At 66.2% G+C, this 21,911-nt stretch carries 20 protein-coding genes; 7 read left to right on the plus strand and 13 right to left on the minus strand.

Annotation, left to right across the window (positions count from 1 at the left end):
* Nucleotides 1-36: 36 nt before the first annotated feature.
* The 9 genes from FHS00_RS07680 to FHS00_RS07720 all read right to left on the minus strand — a co-directional run bounded on the left by FHS00_RS07680 (nt 37) and on the right by FHS00_RS07720 (nt 9,162).
* Nucleotides 37-822 (minus strand): VOC family protein, encoded by a 786-nt coding sequence (locus FHS00_RS07680; protein WP_183471499.1) that lies wholly within the window; start codon nt 820-822, stop codon nt 37-39.
* Between the two features lie 142 nt (nt 823-964).
* On the minus strand, nt 965-1,882 hold the full coding sequence (locus tag FHS00_RS07685) for a LysR family transcriptional regulator (protein WP_183471501.1): 918 nt from the start codon (nt 1,880-1,882) through the stop codon (nt 965-967).
* A 240-nt stretch (nt 1,883-2,122) separates the two neighbouring features.
* A complete protein-coding gene (locus tag FHS00_RS07690) occupies nt 2,123-3,778 on the minus strand; it encodes a BCCT family transporter (protein ID WP_183471503.1) in 1,656 nt (551 codons plus the stop codon).
* A gap of 140 nt (nt 3,779-3,918) precedes the next feature.
* Nucleotides 3,919-4,275: a cytochrome C oxidase subunit IV family protein gene (locus FHS00_RS07695; protein WP_183471505.1), complete on the minus strand. Its 357-nt coding sequence runs from the start codon at nt 4,273-4,275 to the stop codon at nt 3,919-3,921.
* 7 nt (nt 4,276-4,282) lie between these two features.
* Nucleotides 4,283-5,002 carry a heme-copper oxidase subunit III family protein gene (locus FHS00_RS07700; protein ID WP_183471507.1) on the minus strand — a complete coding sequence of 240 codons (720 nt, stop codon included), beginning with the start codon at nt 5,000-5,002 and terminating at the stop codon, nt 4,283-4,285.
* 11 nt (nt 5,003-5,013) lie between these two features.
* Nucleotides 5,014-5,706, minus strand: coding sequence for a cytochrome c oxidase subunit 3 (locus FHS00_RS07705; protein ID WP_183471509.1), 693 nt, complete (start codon nt 5,704-5,706; stop codon nt 5,014-5,016).
* Nucleotides 5,703-7,475, minus strand: coding sequence for a cbb3-type cytochrome c oxidase subunit I (locus FHS00_RS07710; protein WP_183471511.1), 1,773 nt, complete (start codon nt 7,473-7,475; stop codon nt 5,703-5,705). The genes FHS00_RS07705 and FHS00_RS07710 overlap by 4 nt, the downstream gene beginning before the upstream one ends.
* Nucleotides 7,472-8,308 (minus strand): cytochrome c oxidase subunit II, encoded by an 837-nt coding sequence (locus tag FHS00_RS07715; RefSeq protein WP_183471513.1) that lies wholly within the window; start codon nt 8,306-8,308, stop codon nt 7,472-7,474. The genes FHS00_RS07710 and FHS00_RS07715 overlap by 4 nt, the downstream gene beginning before the upstream one ends.
* A 164-nt stretch (nt 8,309-8,472) precedes the next feature.
* Nucleotides 8,473-9,162, minus strand: coding sequence for a FadR/GntR family transcriptional regulator (locus FHS00_RS07720; RefSeq protein WP_183471514.1), 690 nt, complete (start codon nt 9,160-9,162; stop codon nt 8,473-8,475).
* 195 nt (nt 9,163-9,357) lie between these two features.
* On the opposite strand from FHS00_RS07720, the gene FHS00_RS07725 reads away from it, so the two are divergent.
* The 7 genes from FHS00_RS07725 (at nt 9,358) to FHS00_RS07755 (ending at nt 16,050) form a co-directional block, all read left to right on the plus strand.
* The gene (locus FHS00_RS07725; RefSeq protein WP_183471516.1) at nt 9,358-10,239 is read left to right on the plus strand and encodes a fumarylacetoacetate hydrolase family protein; all 882 of its coding nucleotides are present in this window, start codon (nt 9,358-9,360) and stop codon (nt 10,237-10,239) included.
* Nucleotides 10,240-10,303: 64 nt separating this feature from the next.
* Nucleotides 10,304-11,326, plus strand: a complete 1,023-nt coding sequence (locus FHS00_RS07730) for an ABC transporter substrate-binding protein (RefSeq protein ID WP_183471518.1) — start codon at nt 10,304-10,306, stop codon at nt 11,324-11,326.
* Nucleotides 11,323-12,138, plus strand: a complete 816-nt coding sequence (locus FHS00_RS07735) for an ABC transporter ATP-binding protein (protein WP_425486038.1) — start codon at nt 11,323-11,325, stop codon at nt 12,136-12,138. Before FHS00_RS07730 ends, FHS00_RS07735 begins: the two co-directional genes overlap by 4 nt.
* Nucleotides 12,135-12,983, plus strand: a complete 849-nt coding sequence (locus tag FHS00_RS07740) for an ABC transporter permease (protein WP_183471522.1) — start codon at nt 12,135-12,137, stop codon at nt 12,981-12,983. Before FHS00_RS07735 ends, FHS00_RS07740 begins: the two co-directional genes overlap by 4 nt.
* A 4-nt stretch (nt 12,984-12,987) precedes the next feature.
* Nucleotides 12,988-14,049: an Ldh family oxidoreductase gene (locus FHS00_RS07745; RefSeq protein ID WP_183471524.1), complete on the plus strand. Its 1,062-nt coding sequence runs from the start codon at nt 12,988-12,990 to the stop codon at nt 14,047-14,049.
* Nucleotides 14,050-14,797: 748 nt separating this feature from the next.
* Nucleotides 14,798-15,286: an EF-hand domain-containing protein gene (locus FHS00_RS07750; protein ID WP_183471526.1), complete on the plus strand. Its 489-nt coding sequence runs from the start codon at nt 14,798-14,800 to the stop codon at nt 15,284-15,286.
* A gap of 104 nt (nt 15,287-15,390) precedes the next feature.
* Nucleotides 15,391-16,050 carry a TIGR02466 family protein gene (locus FHS00_RS07755; protein WP_183471528.1) on the plus strand — a complete coding sequence of 220 codons (660 nt, stop codon included), beginning with the start codon at nt 15,391-15,393 and terminating at the stop codon, nt 16,048-16,050.
* Between the two features lie 49 nt (nt 16,051-16,099).
* Here the strand turns inward: FHS00_RS07755 and FHS00_RS07760 are convergent, their stop codons facing one another.
* The 4 genes from FHS00_RS07760 to FHS00_RS07775 form a co-directional block, all read right to left on the minus strand.
* The gene (locus FHS00_RS07760) at nt 16,100-16,744 is read right to left on the minus strand and encodes a response regulator (RefSeq protein WP_183471530.1); all 645 of its coding nucleotides are present in this window, start codon (nt 16,742-16,744) and stop codon (nt 16,100-16,102) included.
* Nucleotides 16,741-18,132 (minus strand): sensor histidine kinase, encoded by a 1,392-nt coding sequence (locus tag FHS00_RS07765; protein ID WP_183471532.1) that lies wholly within the window; start codon nt 18,130-18,132, stop codon nt 16,741-16,743. Before FHS00_RS07765 ends, FHS00_RS07760 begins: the two co-directional genes overlap by 4 nt.
* A gap of 294 nt (nt 18,133-18,426) precedes the next feature.
* A complete protein-coding gene (locus FHS00_RS07770; protein ID WP_183471534.1) occupies nt 18,427-19,428 on the minus strand; it encodes an SCO family protein in 1,002 nt (333 codons plus the stop codon).
* Nucleotides 19,425-21,728, minus strand: coding sequence for a multicopper oxidase family protein (locus tag FHS00_RS07775; RefSeq protein WP_221188757.1), 2,304 nt, complete (start codon nt 21,726-21,728; stop codon nt 19,425-19,427). Before FHS00_RS07775 ends, FHS00_RS07770 begins: the two co-directional genes overlap by 4 nt.
* Between the last annotated feature and the right edge of the window lie 183 nt (nt 21,729-21,911).

A 21,911-nucleotide genomic window follows, 5' to 3' on the forward strand; every position in this document is an offset into this window, starting at 1 on the left:
GCGCCGGGGGCGCCTCGTTTGCCTGCGTGGCGCCGGTCAGCTCTGCTTGCGCTCGATCTCGATCGAGGTGCCCCAGGGATCGGTGGCGATCCGCGCGGCCTCCGTCTCGCTGCGCAGCACCACCCCGTCGAGGCCGGTGCTGCCGGGCTGCCGGGGTCCCGCGCCATGGCTGTTCCAGGTGTTGGTTGCGAGGTGGTGATGATAGCCGCCCGAGCCGTAGAACGACGCCTTCGGGATGCGGTAGGTCACCTCGAAGCCGAGGTTCTCGGCGTAGAAGGCCTCGGCCGTCGATACGTCGCCGACCTGCAGGTGAACATGGCCGATCACCGTCCCTTCGGGCGCATCCCGCCATGGGCCGTCGGCGGCGGCGAGCAGGTCGGGCCCGTCCAGCGGCTCCGTGGTCATGGTGATCCCGCGCGCGTCGCGGTGCCAGGCCGATCGCGGCCGGTCAGCATAGACCTCGATGCCGTTGCCCTCGGGATCGGCAAGGTAGATCGCCTCGCTGACGATATGGTCGGAGGCGCCCTGAAGCTGCAGGCCGGTATCGGCAGCATGCCGCAGCCAGCTTCCCAGCGCGGCGCGCGATGGCAGCAGGAAGGCGGTGTGGAAGAGACCCGCGGCGCGGGGATCGCGTGGCCGTGCGGCGGTGTCACGGCGCAGCTCCAGCAAGGGCTTGCCATCGACGCCGAGCGTCGCGCTCTCGCGGTCCGCAGCCAGCTCGGACAGGCCGAGCGCGGCGGTGTAGAATCCCCGCAGGCGGTCCAGATCGCGGGTGACGAGACGCACGCGGTCGATCTCGGTGGGGGCATCGCTGGTGGCCATGTCAGGCTCCTCCGTCAGTGCTTGGGCGCGGGTGATCGGCGACCCGGCATGTGGCCGGGCCGGCGCCGTGGTCACAAGCTGGGCCGATTCCCGTCGATGTATTAGGGGGCCAAACAGAAGATGATTGCTTCCATATCGGAAGCTATCCCGGCCAGCCCTCGTCCCATTCCGGCTCGTCCCTGAAGGCCTCGGCGAGGAAGTCGATCAGCGCGCGCGACTTGGCTGCGAGGTGACGGGAGGGCGGGTAGATGGCGTGCAGAGCCAACGGCTCGGCCTCGAATTCGGTCAGGATCGGGACCAGCTCCCCCGCCCGGATCATCGGGCCGGTCACGAAGCTCGGCCCGAAGCAGATGCCGAGCCCGGCGCGCGCGGCGATGGCGCAGGCCTCGGCATTGGCGAAGCCCAGCCTTCCGGTCACCTGGGTGGGACGGGGCGCGCCGTCGGGGGCGCGCAGCGGCCAGGTGCCGGGCTGGGCCAGATTGCCGTCGAGGATGCAGTCGTGACCTGCGAGATCCTCGGGCCGTGTGGGGTGGCCGCGCAGCGCGAGGTAGGTCGGCGCCGCGCAGGTCACCAGCCGGATCGGGCAGAGCCGCTTGGCGATCAGCGCGCTGTCACGCGGCTGGCCGATCCGCAGCGCCATGTCGAAGCCGTCCTCGACCAGATGGGCAAGCCGGTCCGAGAAGGCGACGTCGAGCGCCACGCCGGGATGGCGCGCGGCGAAATCGCCGAGCATCGGCGCGAGCACCGCCGTGCCGAAGCTGAGCGGAACGGTAAGCCGCAGCAAGCCACGCGGCTCGTGTCCGGTGCGGCGCATGTCGGCATCCAGCGCGTCGAACGCCTCGAGCAGCGGGCGCAGCCGCTCATGATAGGCCCGTCCGGCTTCGGTCAGGGACAGCGCCCGCGTCGATCGCTGCAGCAGTTGCGCGCCGAGCTCGGCCTCGAGCCGGGCGACCAGCTTGGAAGCCTGGCCCGAGCTGGTGCCAAGCCGTTGCGCCGCGGCCGAGAAGCTTCCCTGTTCGACCACGGCGGCGAACATCCTGTCACAGCTCAGCCGGTCCATGCCCGCTCCCTCCGTCATGCCGGGGCAGGCTAGGCCGCGGCGGGGCAGGTATCCAGCCGAGGTGAGTGTGACCAAGCCGATGTGATGCCCGGTGCCGCCGTTCCGGGCGGATGTCGTGGAGTCGGACTTGGTCGAAATCACTATGCAGCCGGTCGCGACTTCGATCCCAGGCGATCGGGACCGGCAGACGAGACCAACGAGTGTCTGGTCCTCCCCGCGGGCGCGGGGAGGACCTGTCGTTCACTCGGCCGCGCGGTTCGACACGCGCGCCCCGGCAGTGTCGAGCTGGGCATAGGCGTCATGCGTCTCGGTACCCATGTTGTGCTCGGCCTCGGCATCGCTGCGGAAGCGCTGGCGGTGGCGGTGCACCATCAGGTCGTCCCAGCGCAGCGCCCGCACCAGCCCCAAGGCCACCAGCCCGAGCACCACCGCGAAGGGAAAGCCCGCGATCACCGCCGCTGCCTGCAGCGCGCCCAGACCCCCGGCGAGCAGCAGCACCGAGGCCACGGCGCCCTCCGAGATGGCCCAGAAGATGCGCTGCACCTTGGGCGGATTGGGGTCGCCGCCGGCGGTCAGCATGTCGATCACGAAGCTGCCGGAGTCGGACGACGTCACGAACCACAGCACGATCAGGATCGTCGCGAAGAGCGAGGTCACGCCCGAGAAGGGGAAGTAGTCGAGCAGCACGAACATCGTGTTGGCGTAGTCCTCGCGCGTTGCCTCGACGAGCGCCGGATCGCCCGAGAGCGAGATCGAGATCGCGGTGCCGCCGAAGGCGGTGAACCAGAAGAACATGATCGAGCAGGGCAGCAGCATCACCCCGAACATGAACTCGCGCACGGTGCGGCCGCGGCTGATGCGGGCCACGAAGACGCCGACGAAGGGCGCCCAGCTGACCCACCAGGCCCAGTAGAAGATGGTCCAGCTTTCCTGCCAGTTGGCGTTCTCGTTGCCGCCCTGCCAGCCCTCGTTCCAGGTGCCGAGCTGGATGAAGCGGCTGAGATAGTAGCCGTAATTGTCGACGAAGCTGTCGAGGATGAACAGCGTCGGCCCGACGATCACCATGAAGGCGAGGAAAATCAGCGTCAGGATGATGTTGATGTTGGACAGCCGCTTGATGCCGCCATCGAGGCCCGCGACCACCGAAAGCGTGGCCATGCCGGTGATCGCGGCGATGATCGCGATCTGCACCGCGACGTTGTTGGGCACGCCGAACAGCTCTTCGAGGCCGGCATTGACCTGCGTGGCGCCCAGCCCCAGCGAGGTGACGATGCCGAACATCGTGCCGAACACCGCGACGATGTCGACGAGATCGCCCCAGCGGCCGTAGATGCGGTCGCCGATCAGCGGGTAGAGCGCCGAGCGGATCGCCAGCGGCAGCCCCTTGCGGAAGTGGAAATAGGCCAGCGCCAGCGCCACCACCGCGTAGATCGCCCAGGCGTGGAAGCCCCAATGCATGAAGCTGATCGCCATCGCCTCCTGGGCCGCGCGCACGGTCTCGGGCTCGGCGCCCGGCGGGGCGAAGTAGTGATACATCGGCTCGGCCACGCCCCAGTAGATCAGGCCGATGCCGATGCCCGCCGAGAACAGCATCGCCGTCCAAGAAAACAGCGAGTATTCCGGGCTTTCGTCCATCCGGCCGAGCCGTATGTCGCCGAAGGGTCCGACGGCCATGAAGACCACGAAGACCAGCAGCAGGTTGATGAGGATGATCATCGCCCAGCCGAAATAACCGGCGAGCCATCCCTGGACGCCGGTGAAGACGGTGTTGGCGAGATCGTCGAAGATCGCGCCGAACAGGATGAAGGCGACGATCAGGGCCGCCGAGACGATGAAGACCGGCCGATTGACCTTCGGAAAGATCCAGAACCGCTCCTGCGGTCGCATGCCTGGCATGGCATTTCCCCCTTTGACATGCGGGCCGGACAGGGTCCTGCGCCGCGGTTTGGGCGCTCAACGCCCGGCGGGGAGTTGCCGTTCACATTTTTTCGGAGGAACCGGACGTGCCGTTGCGGCGCCGCAAACGGGGCGCCGGGCTATTCGGGCGCCGAGAAATGCGTTTCGCGCGCCTCGAGCGTGTAGCCCGATTCCGCGATCATGATCCCCATGAACACGATCGCGGCCAGCGGCGGCAGCAGGATCGCGTAGACCAGCGCCAGCCGCTCCCAGGCCATGTGCATGAAGACCGCGATGATCAGCCCGGCCTTGAGCGCCATGAAGAGCAGGATCAGGCCCCAGCGCAGCAGCCCCTGAAGCTGCGCGTAATCGACCATGTAGGAGGCCAGCGACAGCACGAACAGAAGGCCCCAGCAGACCAGATAAAGCCGGATCGGATGCGCCTGCCCCTCATGCGCGGTGGCGGGGGCGGTCTGTCGTGCGGAAGCTTGGGTCATGTCGGCCTCACCACAGGTAGAAGAATGCGAAGATGAACACCCAGACGAGATCAACGAAGTGCCAGTAGAGGCCCATGATCTCGACCGCCTCGTAGTCGCCTTTTTCGCGGCACAGCCAGGTGCGGCGGCCGCTGTCGAACTCACCCTTGCGGACCTTGTTCGCGACGATCAGCAGGAACAGCACGCCGAAGCTGACATGGGTGCCGTGAAAGCCGGTGATCATGAAGAAGGCCGCGCCGAACTGCTCGGCGCCGAACGGGTTGCCCCAGGGGCGGACGCCCTCGTGGATCAGCTTGGACCATTCGAAGGCCTGCATGCCGACGAACAGCGCCCCGAGCGCCGCGGTGGCGTACATCAGCGCGGCGGTCTTCCTGCGGTCGCGCGCATAGGCGCAGTTCACCGCCATCGCCATCGTGCCCGAGGACGAGATCAGCACGAAGGTCATGATCGCGATCAACGCCAGCGGCAGGTCGGCGCCGCCGACATGCAGCGAGAAGACCTCGCTGGCATTGGGCCATTCCGCCTCGGTCGAGCTGCGGGCCGACATGTAGGAGATCAGGAAGATCGCGAAGACGAAGGTGTCGCTGAGCAGAAAGATCCACATCATCGCCTTGCCCCAGGACGCGCTCTTGAAGGCGCGCTGGTCGGAGGCCCAGTCGGCGGCGAGCCCCTCGAGCCCGTCGGGGCGGGGGCGATGGCGGTGTCCGGAAGCGGTGGCGTCGGTCATGCTCGTCTCCCTCAGCTCAGGATCGCGCGGCACAGCGCGGCGGCGTCGGCGGCCCAGCCGGTGAGGATCGCCAGCATGGCGATCCAGACGATCAGCAGGAAATGCCAGTAGATAGCGCAAAGCCCGATGGCGGGCGCGGCCACGGCAGGTCCTCGGCCGTGCCGCGCCGCCACCCGCGCCAGCGCCGCCAGGCCGCCCAGCACGTGCAGCACGTGCAACCCCGAGATCAGGTAGAAGAAGCTCGCCCCCGGCGTGGCGGCGAGGCTCTGCCCGCTCTCGGCCAGCCGCACCCAGGCGAGGCCCTGCGCCATGAGAAAGCCGGCCATGGCGACCGTGCCTGCGCCGAGCCAGCGCGCGAGGCCGCGCGCGTCACCGCGTCGCGCGGCGAAAGAGGCCGCCTGCAGCGCGAGGCTGCTCAGCACCAAAAGCGCCAGCCCGATCCAGACCACGCCGGGGAGCCGCATCTCGAACCAGTCGGCATAGCCCATCCGCATGCTCACCGCGCTGCCCGACAGCGCGAAGAGCCCGCCCGCCACGATCAGGAAGATGCCGAGCCCGGCGCGCCCGGTGGGCTGCCCGCCGGGGGAGGGGATGCGGGTGACGGCGCCGGTTTCGAGCCATGGTCGATCCGCCACGCCCTGCTTCCACAGCCATGTCAGCGCGACGATGGCAACCAGCGCGACGAAGCCCAGCACGATGCTCATGGCACGTGGCTCCAGCTGGCGGGATGGCCGGGATCGTCCTGCGCGATGAAGTCGCGGCTCGCGCCGGGCACGCTGTACTCATAGGCCCAGCGATAGACCACGGGCAGTTCCTTGCCCCAGTTGCCATGGCGGGGCGGCATCTCGGGCGTCTGCCATTCGAGCGAGGCGGCGCGCCACGGGTTCGGCTCGGCCTTGCGGCCGTAGCGCAGGCTCCAGGCGAAGTTGAACAGGAACAGGATCTGCGCCGCACCGACGGTCAACGCCGCCACCGAAATGAAGGCGTTGAGCGTGGCGACGCTGTCGGGCACGAAGCTCGCCGAGATGTCCGGGTAGCGGCGCGGCACGCCGACGAGGCCGACGTAATGCATCGGGAAGAAGATCGCATAGGCGCCGATGAAGGTGACCCAGAAATGGATCAGCCCGAGCCGGTGCGACAGCATCCGCCCCGAGATCAGCGGGAACCAGTGATAGATCGCGCCGAAGATCACCATGATCGGCGCGACGCCCATCACCATGTGGAAATGCGCCACCACGAACATCGTGTCCGACAGCGGCACGTCGACCACCACGTTGCCGAGAAAGAGGCCGGTGAGGCCGCCATTGAGGAAGGTGACGATGAAGCCGAGCGCGAAGAGCATCGGCAATGTCAGGTGGATGTCGCCGCGCCAGAGCGTCAGGATCCAGTTGTAGACCTTGAGCGCGGTGGGCACCGCGATGATCAGCGTCGTGGTGGCGAAGAAGAAGCCGAAATAGGGGTGCATTCCCGAGACGTACATGTGGTGCGCCCAGACGATGAAGGACAGCGCGCCGATGATGACGATCGCCCAGACCATCATCCGGTAGCCGAAGATGTTCTTGCGCGCATGCACCGCGATCAGGTCCGACACGATGCCGAAGGCCGGCAGGGCGACGATGTAGACCTCCGGGTGGCCGAAGAACCAGAACAGGTGCTGGAACACGATCGGCGAGCCGCCGCCATAGCTCAGCTGCTGGCCCATCTCGACCAGCGCCGGCATGAAGAACGACGTGCCTAGGAGGCGGTCGAACAGCATCATCACGGCCGCCACGAAGAGCGCCGGAAAGGCCAGGAGGGCCATCACCGTGGCGGTGAAGATGCCCCAGATGGTGAGCGGCATGCGCATCAGCGTCATGCCCCGCGTGCGCGCCTGCAGCACGGTGACGGCGTAGTTCAGACCGCCCATGGTGAAGCCGATGATGAACAGGATCAGCGAGACCAGCATCAGCACGATGCCCCAGCCGGTGCCGCCCGGCGTGCCCGACAGGATCGCCTGCGGCGGGTAGAGCGTCCAGCCCGCCCCGGTGGGTCCGCCCGGCGCGAAGAAGCTCGCCACCAGTACCACCACGGCGGCGAAATACATCCAGAAGCTCAGCATGTTGACGAAGGGAAACACCATGTCCCGCGCGCCGACCATCAACGGGATCAGGTAGTTGCCGAAACCGCCGAGGAAGATCGCGGTGAGCAGGTAGACCACCATGATCATGCCGTGCATGGTGATGAACTGGTAATACGCCTCGGCCGAGATGAAATCGAACACGCCGGGAAAGCCGAGCTGCATCCGGATCAGCCATGACAGGACCAGCGCGACCATGCCGATGGCGATCGCGGTGCCGGAATATTGCAGCGCGATGTATTTGGCGTCCTGGCTGAACACCCAGCGCGACCACCAGCCATGCGCGTGCGGCGGCGGAAGGTCGGGAACTTCGGCGGGCGGGATGCCGCTGTCTGGGTCTTCGCTGACGCTGCTCATGGATCGCTTTCCTCCGCCGTTTCCGCCACCCGGACCGCGCCGCCCGCGGGCAGCCCCGCGAAGGTGACCTGCTCGCCGAGCCAACTGTCGAAATCCTCCGGCTCGTCGATCGACACGTAGCCGCGCATGACCCCGTGCCCGACGCCGCAAAGCTCGGCGCAGAGCACCTCGAACTCTCCGGTGCGGGTGGGGGTGAACCAGAAATAGGTGACCATGCCGGGCACCATGTCCATCTTGGCGCGGAACTCGGGCACGTAGAAATCATGCAGCACATCGACCGAGCGCAGATTGACCCTGACCGGCTGGCCCAGCGGCAGATGCAGGTCGCCGCTGTCGATCACCACGTCGTCTGCGCCGAAGCGGTCATGCGGGTTGATGCCCAGCGGGTTGTCAAAATCGATCCATTCGGTGCCCGAACTGCCGAGCCGGCCGTCGGCGCCGGGCAGGCGGTAGCTCCAGTACCACTGCTGCGCCACCACCTCGATCTCGGTGGCGTCGTCGGGGACGGTGATGAAGCGCTTCCACACCACCAGCCCCGGCGCCAGCATCGCCGCCACCCCGAGCGCGGTGAGCGCGGTGAGCCAGATCTCGAGCTTGCGGCTCTCGGGTTCGTAATGCGCGACGCGCCCCGGCTTGTGGCGGTAGCGGAACACGCACCACGCCATGAACAGCACCACCGCGACAAAGACCGCGCCGGTGATCCAGAAGGTGATGACGAGGGTGGTGTCGATATAGCCCCAGTTCGAGGCGATCGGGGTCCACCACCAGGGGCTGAAGAGGTGAAAGCCGACGGAAAAGAGAACAATCAGTACCAGACTGGCCGCAACGATCATCGCGATACCCTCTCGCGCGACCAGCGGTATAATTGCGTGCCAGTCGGGGGACGCTTAGGCAGTGTCGGCGAGCATAGCCGAATTTCGGAAAGTTTTCCAGCAACCTGCACTGGACCGTCCGGAGCGGCGCGCGGTCGGTCGGAACAGGGCTGGACGGCGTCGCGTCAGCGCCGGGGCAGGTTCCTGTTCACCGAGGACAGATGCGTCCGCATCCGGTCCGCCGCCTGCGCAGGGTTTCGGGCGACGAGCGCCTCGACGATGGCGTCATGTTCGTCAAAGGCGAAATGGTCCTGCGGCGGGCGCATGCTGGCGCGTTTCAGATCCCACAGCACCGCCCGTCGCACCGTGTTCAGCTCGTTGAACAGGTGGATCAGCAGCTTGTTGTGGGTCGCATGCGCGATGCAGTTGTGCAGGTTGGTGTCCGCGGCCTCGTAGAGCCGCCAGTCCGAGGCCTGCCGGCCCCGTTCGGCCCAGGAACGGATCTTCTCCAGATCGGCGGCCGTGGCCTGCAAAGCCGCCAGCCGGGCCAGTTCGGGTTCGATGGCAAGCCGGGCTTCGAGAAGCTGGGCCGGGCGGGCAAGATCGCGCAGATAGGCCAGATCGTTGAGGTTGTGGACCGGTCGCGCCCCGACGAAGGTGCCGCGCCCCACATGGCGCCAGATCAGCCCGTCCCGCTCGAGCTCGGCCAGCGCCTTGCGAAGTTCAAAGCGTGACACGCCGAACTCCGCGATCAGCTGCCGTTCGGGCGGGATGCGGTCGCTGGGGGAGAAGCCGCGCGCGATCAGGTATTGCCGCATCCGCGCGGCCAGCGATGGCTCCGCTTGGGACACGCCGTCATCGACCAATTTGCTCATTGGGCGAACTTTCCCCTGCCGCTTAAACCGTTGTGGATACGCGGTTTTCCTGTGTCGTCCCGCCATCGGCGAGAGAACCCGTATGCCATGCATCGACCCCACCGTAACCAATCCGCGGATTGGTGTCACCGCTGCGACCGGGTTTTCGATCTAGCCTGCAGGGACAACCCGCTTTGTTTCGTGGAGGAAGACGGAATGCGTATCGCGACGGCCAATCTGGGAGCCGGTCTGGAGACCGTGCTGCTGCAGGAGGATGGCTCGGCCCATGTTCTGGGAATGCCCATCGCCGAGCTGATCGGGAAGGGCCCTGCCGCGCTCGACCGGCTTCGGACGAGCGGGGGCCTGCCGCTGCTGGCGCCCGGTGAATTCACGCTGGCGGCCCCGATCCCGGCGCCGGCCAAGAACGTGTTCTGCGTCGGCCGGAACTACATGGAGCACATCGCCGAGGGCGACCGGGCGCAGAAGCAGGAAGTCGGCGTCACCCAGGTGCCGGTCTTCTTCACCAAGCCGCCCACGGCGGTGACCGCCCCCGATGGCGAGGTTCCCATCTTCCCGCATCTCTCGACGCATATCGACTACGAGGTCGAACTGGCCGTGGTGATCGGCAAGCCGGGGCGGGACATCCCGCGCGAACGGGCGATGGAGCATGTCTTCGGCTACACCATCATCAACGACGTCACCGCGCGCGACATCCAGCGCAAGCATGGCGGCCAGTACTTCAAGGGGAAGGGGCTGGACGGGTCCTGCCCGATGGGGCCCTGGATCGTCACCGCCGACGCGATCGCGGACCCGCATGATCTCGGCATCCGCTGCTTGGTGAACGGGGAGCTGCGCCAGGACGGCAATACGCGCGACATGGTGTTCGACATCCCGACTTTGATCGCGGCGCTGTCGGCGGGCATGACGCTCGAGCCGGGTGACATCCTCGCCACGGGCACGCCCTCGGGCGTAGGCTATGCGATGGAGCCGCCGCAATACCTGCGCGATGGCGATATCGTCACCTGCGAGATCGACGGCATCGGCCGCCTGACGAACCGGATGCGGGCCATGGGCAGCGCGGCCAAGCGCGTCGCCTGAACCCGGTCGCACCCCGGCGGAGGAGGCCGTGGTGCATTCAGCCAAATCTAGGAGGAGGAAACCCATGACGATGTCGAAACTGCTCGGACGCGCCGCCGCGACGGCGATCACGCTTGCGCTCACCGCCGGGACCGGCCTGAGCCAGGAGCTGCGCGAGATCACCTTCGCGCAGCCAAGCGCCTCGGCGATCAACTCCTTCCCGGTCTATGTCGCGATCGGCGAAGGCTATTTCGCCGAAGAAGGGCTCGAGGTTCAGGTGGAGACGGTCAACGGCTCGGGCTCGGTGCTGCAGGCGCTCGCCGCTGGTCAGGCCGATTTCGGCCGTCCCGGGCCCGGCCCGCTGCTGACGGCACGGGCGCGCGGCGTCGATGCGGTGTTCATCTACAACGTCGCGGCGCGGGCCAATTTCGGCCTCATGGTCGAGGAGGACAGCCCCTACCAGACCCCTGAGGATCTGGCCGGCAAGGTGGTCGGCACCGGGACCGCCGACGGCGCGGAGGTGGGTTTCGCGCGCAACGTGCTCAGCAGCGCGGGCATGTCGCCGGGCGAGGATTACGAGCTGCTCACCGTCGGCGATGGCGGGCCGGCGACGGCGGCCTTCCTGCGCGACGAGATCGCGGCCTATTCCGCATCCGTCGCCGATGCCGCCGTGCTCGGCCAGCGGGGGGTCGCGCTGCGCGACATCACCCCGGCGGAATTCGCGCGGTTCTTCGGCAACGGCCTGGTCACGATGGGCGACACCATCCGCGACGAGCCGGAGCTGATCGAGAAGTTCGTCCGGGCCTTCATGAAGGGTCAGAAATTCGCGATGGACGAGGCCAATCGCGAGGCCAGCCTCGACCACTTCGCGGCGGGCTTTCCGCAGGAGATCGAGGACCGCGACTTCGCCTCGGCGCTGTTCACCGCCGTGCGCTCGAAATCCGTCCCGCTGGAGACCGACAAGGGCCTGGGCTACCTGCCGCCCGCCGTGTGGGAAGAATGGCAGGCCAGCCTGATCGCCAATGGCGACCTGCCCGCCCCGCTGGACGATCTGAACGCCGCCTTCACCAACGACTTCGTCACCAAGATCAGCGCGGAGCTGGAGTGATGATGGCGACGGCCAGGGTGTCGCAGTTGCGTGCGTCGACGGGGGGCGAGACCGTCTATGAACTGACGGGCGTAGGGAAAACCTACGCCCGCAACCGGGTCCGCGCGCTCGAGGGGATCTCGCTGTCGCTGGAGCGGGGGAGCTTTTCCTCGGTGATCGGATCTTCGGGCTGCGGCAAGTCCACGCTCCTGAAGATCATGGCGGGTCTCATCCCGCCATCCCAGGGAAGGGTCACGATCAACAACCAGCCGGTCCGGGGGCCGCGCCGCGACATCGGCATGATGTTCCAGCATGCCACGCTGTTCCCGTGGCGCACCACGATCGAGAACGTGCTGCTGCCGATCGAGATCCGGGACGGAAAGGCTGCCGCCAAGGCGGCTTGGGGGCGGGGCGAGAAGCTGCTCGATCTCGTCGGGCTCGGCGGGTTCGAGTCGGTCTATCCCGACGAACTTTCGGGCGGCATGGCCCAGCGGGCGGCGATCTGCCGGATGCTGGTGACGCAGCCGGACATGATCCTGCTGGACGAGCCGTTCTCGGCGCTGGACGAGATCTCGCGCGATTTCATGAACATGGAATTGCAGCGCATCTGCACCGAGACGAACGCGACGGCGTTCCTCGTGACCCATTCCATCGCGGAAGCGGTGATCCTCTCGGACCGGGTCTATGTCCTCGCCCCACGCCCGGGCCGGATCGCCGAGGTCGTGGAGATCGACCTGCCGCGCCCCCGGACGCTGGACATGATCACGACGCCGAAATTTGGCGCTCTGGTCGAACGCATCCGTACCCGCCTCGACAAGGGAGACTTCGAATGACCGATACCGCGCCGGACCAACTCGACGATACCGTCTGGGTCGAGAAGGCCAGCCTGATCGACAGCATTCCCCGGCCGGTCCAGATCGCCTCGGTCGCGGTGGTGTTCATCACGGTCTGGCAGCTGATCACCCTGTCCGACCTGGTGCCGCCGATCATCCTGCCGACGCCGCTGGAGACGTGGAACGACATGATGTTCGTGGGGGCCAATGTCCTGTCGGGCGGCTACATGCTCGACTCGCTCTGGACCACGGTGAAGACCGTCCTCTACGGCTATGCGTTGGCCATCGCCATCGGCCTGACGCTGGGCATCATCGTGGGCGAGACCGCCTTCGGCGAGCGCGCGATCATGCCCTATCTCGTGGCGATCGACACCATGCCCAAGGTCGCCTTCGCGCCGCTCTTCGTGGCCTGGCTGGGCTTCGACATCGACAGCAAGGTCGCGCTGGCCGCCTTCATCGCCACCTTCCCGATCGTGGTGGGTACGGCGGCGGGGCTGCACGCGCCCGACGCCAACGCGCGGATGCTGTTCAAGACCATGGGGGCGAGCCGCTGGCAGACGCTCTACAAGATGAAGCTGCCGACCGGCCTGCCGCAGATCTTCACCGGCCTGAAGATCGGCTCGGTCGGGGTCATGGCGGGGGCGATCACCGGCGAGTTCCTCGGTGGCGGCAATGGCTTCGGCGAGCTGATCCGCGTCGCCGCGTCGCAACTCAACACGCCGCGCGTTTTCTCGCTGATCCTGTATCTGAGCCTCGTGGGCCTGGCGCTCTTCGCCGCGACCTCCTACGCGCAGCGGGTGCTGGTGTTCTGGCACAAGGACCGCGTCATCGGGGCCGAGGGCTAGGGACATGGACGTGCGGCGCGTCCCGGCTGATGCATTGACCGATTTCGTGACGCGTGCCTTCGAGGCTGCGGGCGTCGACGGGCGGGCCGCACGCGACGTCGCCCGGACCATGGTCGAGGCGGATCTGCTCGGCTACGACACCCATGGCGTGTTCCGGCTCGGCCAGTACCTCGACCGTCTGCGCGACGGAGGCAGCAATGCCATGGCCTCGCCGCGCCTGGTGCGGGAGACCGCCGCGACGGCGCTGATAGACGGCGATGACGGGCTCGGCCATCTCGCGATGAACCTCGCCGTGCGGACGGCGATGGACAAGGCGCGCAGCGCCGGCATCGGCTGGGTCGGCGTCCGCCGTTCGAACCACGCCGGGCCGGCCGCGCTCTATGTCCGGCCGCAGGCGGCGGCGGGCATGATCGGGATCGCGGGCGCGGTGGGCAGCGCCAATCACATGCCACCCTGGGGCGGCACGGAGCTTCTGCTCGGCACCAATCCATTGGCCGTATCGGCGCCCTCCGGCGCGGGCGCGCCCTTCGTTCTGGACATGGCGACGACGGTGGCGGCCATGGGGAAGATCAAGACGCTCGCGCAGCGTGGCGAGAGAATGCCGGAGGGCTGGATGATCGGGCGCGACGGCCTGCCGCTGACCGATCCCGCGCGGCGGCAGGAGGGATTCCTGATGCCGATCGGTGGCGCCAAGGGCTATGGCCTGGCGCTGGCGATCGGGCTTCTGGGCGGAGTTCTGAACGGTGCGGCACTCGGTCAGACGGTGGTGGACTTCACCTCGGACACTAGCAGCCCGACCAACACCGGGCAGTTCGTTGTGGCCATCGACATCGCGGCCTTCATCGACCTGCAAAGCTTCACGGCCGAAGCGGACCGGGTCTTTGCCGAGCTGCGCGCCGCGCCTCCACTGCCGGGCACCGATGGTCCACGCATCCCGGGGGAGCAGCGCGAGGAGATCATGGCGAGGAACGTGGCGGACGGCGTGCCGCTGCATCCCTCGCTCGTCACGGCGCTGAACACGCTTGCCGAGGAGCTTCACGTCGCGGGGCTCGATGGTATGGGCTAGGGGCGGCGGTCCGGGGGCCTCGGCGCTCACGCATGATCCTGCACCTTGGCAGCCTGCATGGCGACGAAATCCCTGAAGGCCGACGATCCTTCGATTGCAGGGGCTCAGGTATCGAGCCGGCGACTGGCGGACAGGGAGGTCCGACCTTGCTGCCCGCAGAGAACGCCCAGGAGAGGGATGGTGGATCACTCCTGAGTGATCTTTCAAGTGCCGGTATTTGCCGGCATTTTTGTTTCGAAGGGAGCCAGACGGGCCGTTGAAACCTGGTGCTGACGTAGGGTCCTAAACCGCACGGGGGAACCTGAGCCGTCGATCGTGGTTTCAGGTTTACTGTTCCGACACTGGCATGAAGGGGCAGCGCGCGCCGGTCAGGGATCCATTCCCCGCCCGGCGCGCGTGGCGTCTGTCACAGCCGGATCCCCGCCCGAAGCGTCATGCAAGAACCCCGCTTCGGGTGGCAAGCTCCCTATGTTTTGCGAAGGGCCGATCAGGACATCGCTCTCTGCCGGAGAACGGCCGACGAGGTCTCACCCTTTAGGATCTCAGCTATGTGAGAGGACAGCCCAAGCCTCCGGTCGCGTGCCTTCGGCGCATGTCCGCGCGATGGATCAGATGGCCGGACCATGGTCCGATTATTTCCCGATCAATCTGTGTCAAGAATCAGCACATACCGACACGGGCTTCCCCCAGCCCGGATCGGCACCCGACGATTTGACGTTTGTCTGAAGCTTATGACCGGAGATTCATCATGAAACTTTCCCAACTTCTGCTCACCACGTCCCTTTGCGCCGTGACTGCTTTGCCCGCGTCGGCGCAGCCGCGGACCTTTGCCTCGATCGACCAGAACCGTGACGGCAACCTGTCCATGAAGGAACTGACGGATGCCTTCGGCACCGCCGGTGCGGAGAGCTTCCTGGCCTATGCCGACCGCAATCGCGACGGCAGCGTCAGCGTTGCCGAAGCGCAGATCTCGCAGGATGACGAGGACGACGAGGACGACGAAGACGACGAGGACGACGACGAGAATGATCGCGACAAGCGCGACGAGCGCGACGACGAGGAGGACGACGACGAGGACGATGACGACGACGAGGACGACGACGAGGACGACGACGAGGACGACGACGAGGACGAGGACGACGACGAGGACGACGACGAGGATGACGACGAGGATGATGACGAGGACGACGAGGAGGATGACGAAGACGACGAGGACGACGAGAAGGACGATAAGTGATCTGATCGCGTCAGTTCAGCTCTGAGATCACCACTCTGGGCAGCCGCGAGTTTCTCGCGGCTGCCACCATCGGCAGGATTGCGCATTCTTGAAGGAGGCCCGGAGTGGCGACACCTCTCTCGCAGACCAAGTTTGAAAAGCTCTTCTCGACGCCGCTGTTCCGTTTCGCCCTGGACGATGCCGACAGCTTCAATGCCGAGCTCCTCGCCGAAGGGGAGCGCCTGCGATCTGAATCGGAGGGTGCGTCGAAATCGAACCGGGGCGGATGGCATTCGTCCGGCAACCTGTTCGACAACGAGGCGACCTGTTTCCAGCGTCTCAGATCCCACGCGGTGGAGGCCGTCATGACCGCGACCGACAAGATCGGCGCAAAGGCGGAAACGAGCCGGCTCGATCTCAAGATGTTTTCCTGGATGAACATCAACCCGCCGGGCGGATACAACGCGCCGCATACCCATCCTGGCGCGCATTGGTCGGGCGTCTATTACGTTGCGCAGCCGGAAGCCGAAACCGAATCCTCGGGGAAAGTCGAATTCCTCGATCCGCGAACCGACCTGCCGAATTGGCGGCTTCTCAAGGCGCCGTCCTTTTCCGCGAAGAAGACGATCCGGCCGGAGCCCGGGGAGCTGATCCTGTTCCCGTCCTATCTCGTCCACTGGGTCTATCCCAACGACACCGAAGAGAACCGGGTCTCGATCGCCTTCAACGCGACGTTCCGCAAGGCCGTCAAGAAGACCAAGGCCAAGGCGAAGACCAGCGCCTAGGGCAGGGCGCCGCTGCGGGACAAGGGGCCGTCAGCCCCGGTCCCGTCGCTCACTCACCGAGGCCCCAGCCCTCATGTGCGATCAGCGCGGCTTCGACGCGATTGCGGGCGTGAAGCTTGCCCATGATACCGGTCATGTAGTGCTTCACCGTCTTCTCCTGCAGGCCGAGCGCTTCGGCCACCTCCTTGTTGCTCTGGCCCTTGGCGACGCATCGCAGGATATCCTCCTCGCGCTTCGTCAAATCCTCGAGCGGCGAGTTCGGCGCGCGCTGCGGGGGCTGCGACATGTAGTTGAGAACCCGTTCGGCGAATTGCGGCGAGACATGCGCCTCGCCCCGCGCGACGCCTTTCAGGATCTCGCGCAATTCACTCGCTGAGATGCCCTTCAGGATATAGGCGATCGCGCCGAATTTCAGCGCGCTCGCGACGTTCTCATCCTCTTCCGACACGGTGAGCATGGCGACATGCGTCGCGCTGCCCGCTGCGGAGATTGCCTTGACGGCGGCCAGCCCTCCGCCGGGCATGGAGAGGTCGAGAAGCGCGATGTCGGGTCGGGTCTGATCCGCGATCTGCACGGCTTCTTCCGCAGAGCTTGCGGCACCCACGACCTGGAATTCCCCGGTTTCCTCGAGGCTGGTGATGACCCCTGCCCGAAAGATCGGATGATCATCGGCGACAACAATACGAACCGTCATTTCTGATCCTCCGAGATTGGCAGGCGCAGGCGAAGCTCGCTGCCCTTGCCCAGTTCCGATTTGATTGAGACCTCGCCGCCCAGCGTGGCCGCGCGATCCGACAATCCGGGCAATCCCTGTCCGCCGTCATCGCGCAATTCGGACCGGAGCTGCGGATCGAAGCCTGGCCCATTGTCCGACACGACGACATTGATCCAATCGCCCTGCATTTTCAGAGCCACCCTGATTTGCGTGGCTTGTGCATGTCGGCTGGCATTCGAGAGCGCCTCCTGCACGAAACGATATATGCAAAGCTTTGTCGCATATGACGCGTCGATCGCGCCTATTGAATCGCTCTGCAACTCCGCTTGAGATCCGAAACTCTTGTTATGGTCGCGGACGGCCTGCGCGGCGCATTGCCCGAGATCGAGCCTGGCAAGATCCGGAAGCGCCAATCCGCGCGAAATCGCCCTCAGCTCCGACATCGCACTCGCGAGCGCTTGCCTGACGGTATCGGCGTCCTTAGAGGGCCCGATCCCCGCGCTTTCGAGGCGCAGGCTGACGAGCGACAGGTGCTGCGCCACGCCGTCATGCAGATCCTGTCCGATGCGCTGCATGATCTTTTCCGATTGCGCGGCCGCGCGTTGGGCGGCCCCGGACACGTGCTTGCGCAGCGCATCGTTGGTCTGGGACAGCCTTCGGCTCTCATAGAGCTGCGACTGAAGCTGCTCGCGTTGGCGCTCGATGAGCCGGCTGCCGATATGCACGATGATGAACAGCAGCGCACCGCTCAGCCCCAGAATGCCGGCCACCAGCATCCAGCTTTCGCGGCGCGCCTCGACCAGCTCCAGAGCGAGATCTTCGGCGCGCTGATAGAACTCGACGACCGCGAGGACGTCACCCGTTACCGTGTCCCGGATCGGCACATACACCTCGAGCAGTGGCAGGCTCACCGCCACCTCGGGATGATCGCCCGAGACCTGCAGCGCCTGAAACTGCGAGGCCACCTCGCCCGCCCAGGCCTTCTCCAATGCCTGGGACGGCTCGTAGGAGCGCCCCCGCAGCTCCGGCCGGTAGGACTCCAGGATCTCTCCGGATTGGCTCCAGACGTTGTAGGTCACGACCCGCTCGCTCAGCCGGCCTTCGCGAAACACCTCGCGCAGAGCAAGCCCGGCCTCGCGAGAGAGAGTCTCTCGATCCCCCTGGCCCCAGGATTGGTTGGGGATCAGGCTCTCGATGTAGAGCGCGGCCGAGGTGCCCGAGTTCTGCACGACGCCCTGTTCGATACGATCGGCGACCCAGCTGCCCACCACATAGGCGGCCACGAAAATCACCGCCCCACCCGCGAACAGGAAGCGGAAGGAAAGCGAGTGAAAAAGAGGCGAAAGCGCGCTGAGCATGGCTGTCATCAGCCCTTGATGCGGTGAATTCGCGCGTTTTGCTACCGACCAAGGTCCGAGGTTGGCGGATGACCGCCTGCGGCGGGGCCATCGCCTGATGTGCAGGGGAAGGGTGGGCCGAGAGGGCATGACAGGGGGATGCGAAGGCTCGTTCACCGCTCAGCTCCGGCCGAACGCAGGCGGCGTGGTGACGTGGGTTGGCGCGTGGAGTGCTTTCGAATGACGTGCGTCGCGCACCGTGATGCGCAGGGCCGCGCAAGTGGTGGCGGAGCTGCGGCGCTCCCGCGCTCGATCACCCCGCGCTCAATGCACGTGGCCGGCCAGCTCATGGTCATGATCGTGATCTGTCGAGGCGCCGCGATCCATATCGCCCGCGGCCTCCGTCTCGTCCGGTAGCGCTTCGAGCCGCAGTGTTTCGGAATGCAGGTAGACGATCAGGTCCGCCACGTCGTTCTCGCTGAGGCCGAACCGCGGCATGCGGACCGCGGGAAACGCCTGGTCGAGCTTGACCGCGATCGGGTCCCCTTGCGCCAGCATCCGGTCCGGCGATCTGATGTAGCGCATGAGCCAGTCGCGATCCCGCCGCAGCGTGACGCCCTCGAGATCGGGGCCGACGCGCACCCCGGCGCCGATCGAATGGCAGGCGGCGCAGGCCTTGTTGAACAGGCCTTCGCCCACCCGGTTCTGCGCGGCGAAGCTTTGCAGCGTGCGGCCGTCGATCACCCTCGCCGGGGCTCGCGGCGGTGCCCAGTCCGGGTCGAGCGCGAGAATGTCGGCCGTCGCGGCGGCAAGGTTGCCCATCAGCGAGGTGCGCCGCCATTCGCCCGTGCCGGCGTTGCCGATCAGGATGTCGCTGCGGTGATCGCTCAACCGCTTGCTGCGCTCGCCGAGCTTGTAGCGCAGCAGGGCGACGTCGTCCGGCGCGCCGGTGAGAAAGTACCAGCCCTCGCCAGCGCCGAAGGCTTCGGCATAGGCGGCCAGCTCCTCCGGCGCGTCGCGCTCGGGCGTGAGGGAGATCGAAATGAAGACGATCTCATCCTCCATCCGGTCTTCCAGCCATTCGTGGACCTTGGCCAAACGCGCGGTGGCGAGGCCGCAGATGTCGGGGCAGTCGAGGTAGAAGAAATTGACCACGGCGATCCGCCCGTCGAGCACGTCATCGACGAAGCGCAGCTCCCGCCCCTGTTGATCCAGAAGCCGCGTGTTCGGGAAGTAGTCGAGGTCCCAGCGGCCGGGCATCGCTGGCGAGGCTGCGAGCGTGGTCGCAAGCGCGACCACGCCCAGCCAGAAGCGATGCATGGTCATCCACGCCTCCGGGAACGCCGCCCCGACCGCGAGTCGTCGTCATCATCATCGTCGTCATCATCCTCGGCCTGCGGGTTTCCGGAGAACTGCTTGGAGAACGGGTTGCCCTCGGGCAGGATCTCGGGATCCCGGTAGCTCACACCGTATTTCGATGGATCCGGCGTCGGGATCACGCTGACATGCTGGTAGGACTGGTTCGGGTCCTTGGGATCGGTCAGCAGGTCATAGCGCGCCAGCATCGCCCAATCCTCGTGGACGGTGTTGTGGCAATGCGTGACATAGGCCCCGCCATACTCCCCGAAGGTCACCTGGATCCGGACCTGGCCGCCCGCGCCTGTGCGCCAGACGTCCTTGCGCGCGCCGCGCTCGAGCGCCGACATGCGTGCCCCGCCACGATCGATCGTGATCCCCTCCTCGAAGTGGAGGTGGACCGGGTGGTCCCAGCCGCCGCTGCTGTTCTCGATGATCCAGTGCTCGGTCACGCCCGGCTCGGGGACGAGCAGGCTGACCCGGTTGGCGTTGAGGAAGTGGTTGGACTCGCCGTTGACGCGGACCGACCAGCCGAATCCCTCGATGTTGCGATCGGCGCAGTCGGGGAAGCATTCGCCGGTCATCAGCTCGTCCTGCTGATCCGTTCCCTTGAACTCCAGATGGCGGACGCGCACCGGCTCCACGATCGGGATCGGATCGGTCAGCTGGGCGGGAACGCGGCTGTAGTCGGGGTCGGAGGCGCGGTGGATCTTGCCCGGGTTGTCGACCGACTCCACTTCGCGCACCACCCGGAATTCGAGGAAGGTGCCCACCGCCGGATCGTCGGTTTCCTGATTGATGGCCTCGAGCCGGGGCAGATACTCCTTGGGCTTGGCGCCGTCCTGATGCTCGGCGACGTTCAACATCCGGAGCTTGGCGCCGATCGGGAAGGCCGAGAAGTCGACGATCACGTCGAAGCGTTCGGCGGTGCCCATAGGGTCGAGCTGGTTCACGGTGACCGGATTGACCAGCAGGTTGCCGTCGGTCGAGATGACCTGCATCGGCACCCAGCGGTTGCGACTGTCGAGCAGCCCGAGCCGGATGAAGCGCGACATGCAGGCATTGAGCAGTCGGAACCGGTACTTGCGCGGCAGCACTTCGAAGAACGGCTTGTAGGCGAAGTTGACCAATAGCAGGTCGCCGAGGAAACCGACCGTGTCGAAGATGTCGAAGAAGTACTGGCCGTCGGGGTTGAGCGCCGCGTCAGAGATCATCAGGTTGACGTCGAAATCGATGTTGCCCCAATCAAGCTCGCTGCCGCTCGGCAGCTGCAGGTTCACGCCGTCCCAGAGCCGTTCGTTGCCCCGGTCTGGTCCGCTGTAATAGTTGAGCGCGCCGAGATGCCCCTTGTAGACGTTCTCGGCCGTGAAGAAGAAGCGGTGGTCATGCATCCACAGTGAACCCTGAAGCTCACGGTAGTCGCCCTTCACCTGCACCAGACCGCCATAGCCGTCCGGACCCGACGCACGCGGGTCGGTGGCATCGGTGTTGATCATGTCGGCACGCGCCAGCGTCGTCGACCAGTGGTAGTCGTAGAACTGGCCGGGATAGAAATGCGCGTTCGAGGCGCCGTCGCTCGCCGAGGCATTGTGACCGTTGTGGTTATGGGTGGCCTGGCTGAGGGAGCCGAAAATGCTATTCTCCTCGGCGTCCTCGGGCAGCAGGTTGTAATGCCGGAAGATCACCGGCTCGCCGTAACGGAGCTTCATCAACGGTGGCGGCAGCACCGACTTGCGGTTCTGGCCCGAATTGAAGGTCCATACGCTGTCACGGTCCTGATCCGGAAACTCGGGGTGGAAGGAAACCCCTCCGTCCAGCTGGCCGAGAGACATTACGAAGGCCTTCTTCGGCAGGTATTCCTGCCATCGCTGATGTGCGAAATACTCGCCCGGCGGCCGCCCTTCCATCGGTCCGTGCGAGAACTCGGGATTCCGGCAGTCCTTGCCGTCCGACATGGTGAAATCGGTGTGGTAGGACAGGCGCCGCGCCGGCGGCTCGTCGAGCTCTTCGGGGAAATGCAGATCCAATTCGTAGCCGCGGTAACGGGGCTCGAGCGGGTGCGGCTCCTCCAGGCGGAGCCGCGGCATTTTCTGGGTGAAGGGCCGCGCCCCGAAGGTCGGGCTGCGCGGGACCCCGGTCGGAATGCCCTGCGCATATGCGCTGGAAGCGAACGGGCTCAGCCCGTTGATATTGGCCAGCGTGCCGGCGCTGGTGAAGATCCCCCACTTGAAGAGTTCACGGCGGGTGACCTGCCCCCGAGACAAGGCCATGACGATCTCGGCACGATTTTTCCGGGCGTTCTCCGCTTCCCTGATGCGGTGACGCGATGCATGGCGCATTAGATACATGAAACCCTACCTCCAAACCGCCTGTCGTCACGCAAAAGGGAACCGGAGACGAATGCCGGGCAGCGAAAATTACAGGCATCCATTGTGAGAAAACCACCGCCTGCG

This window comes from Limimaricola variabilis, assembly GCF_014195545.1.
Lineage (GTDB): Bacteria > Pseudomonadota > Alphaproteobacteria > Rhodobacterales > Rhodobacteraceae > Limimaricola > Limimaricola variabilis.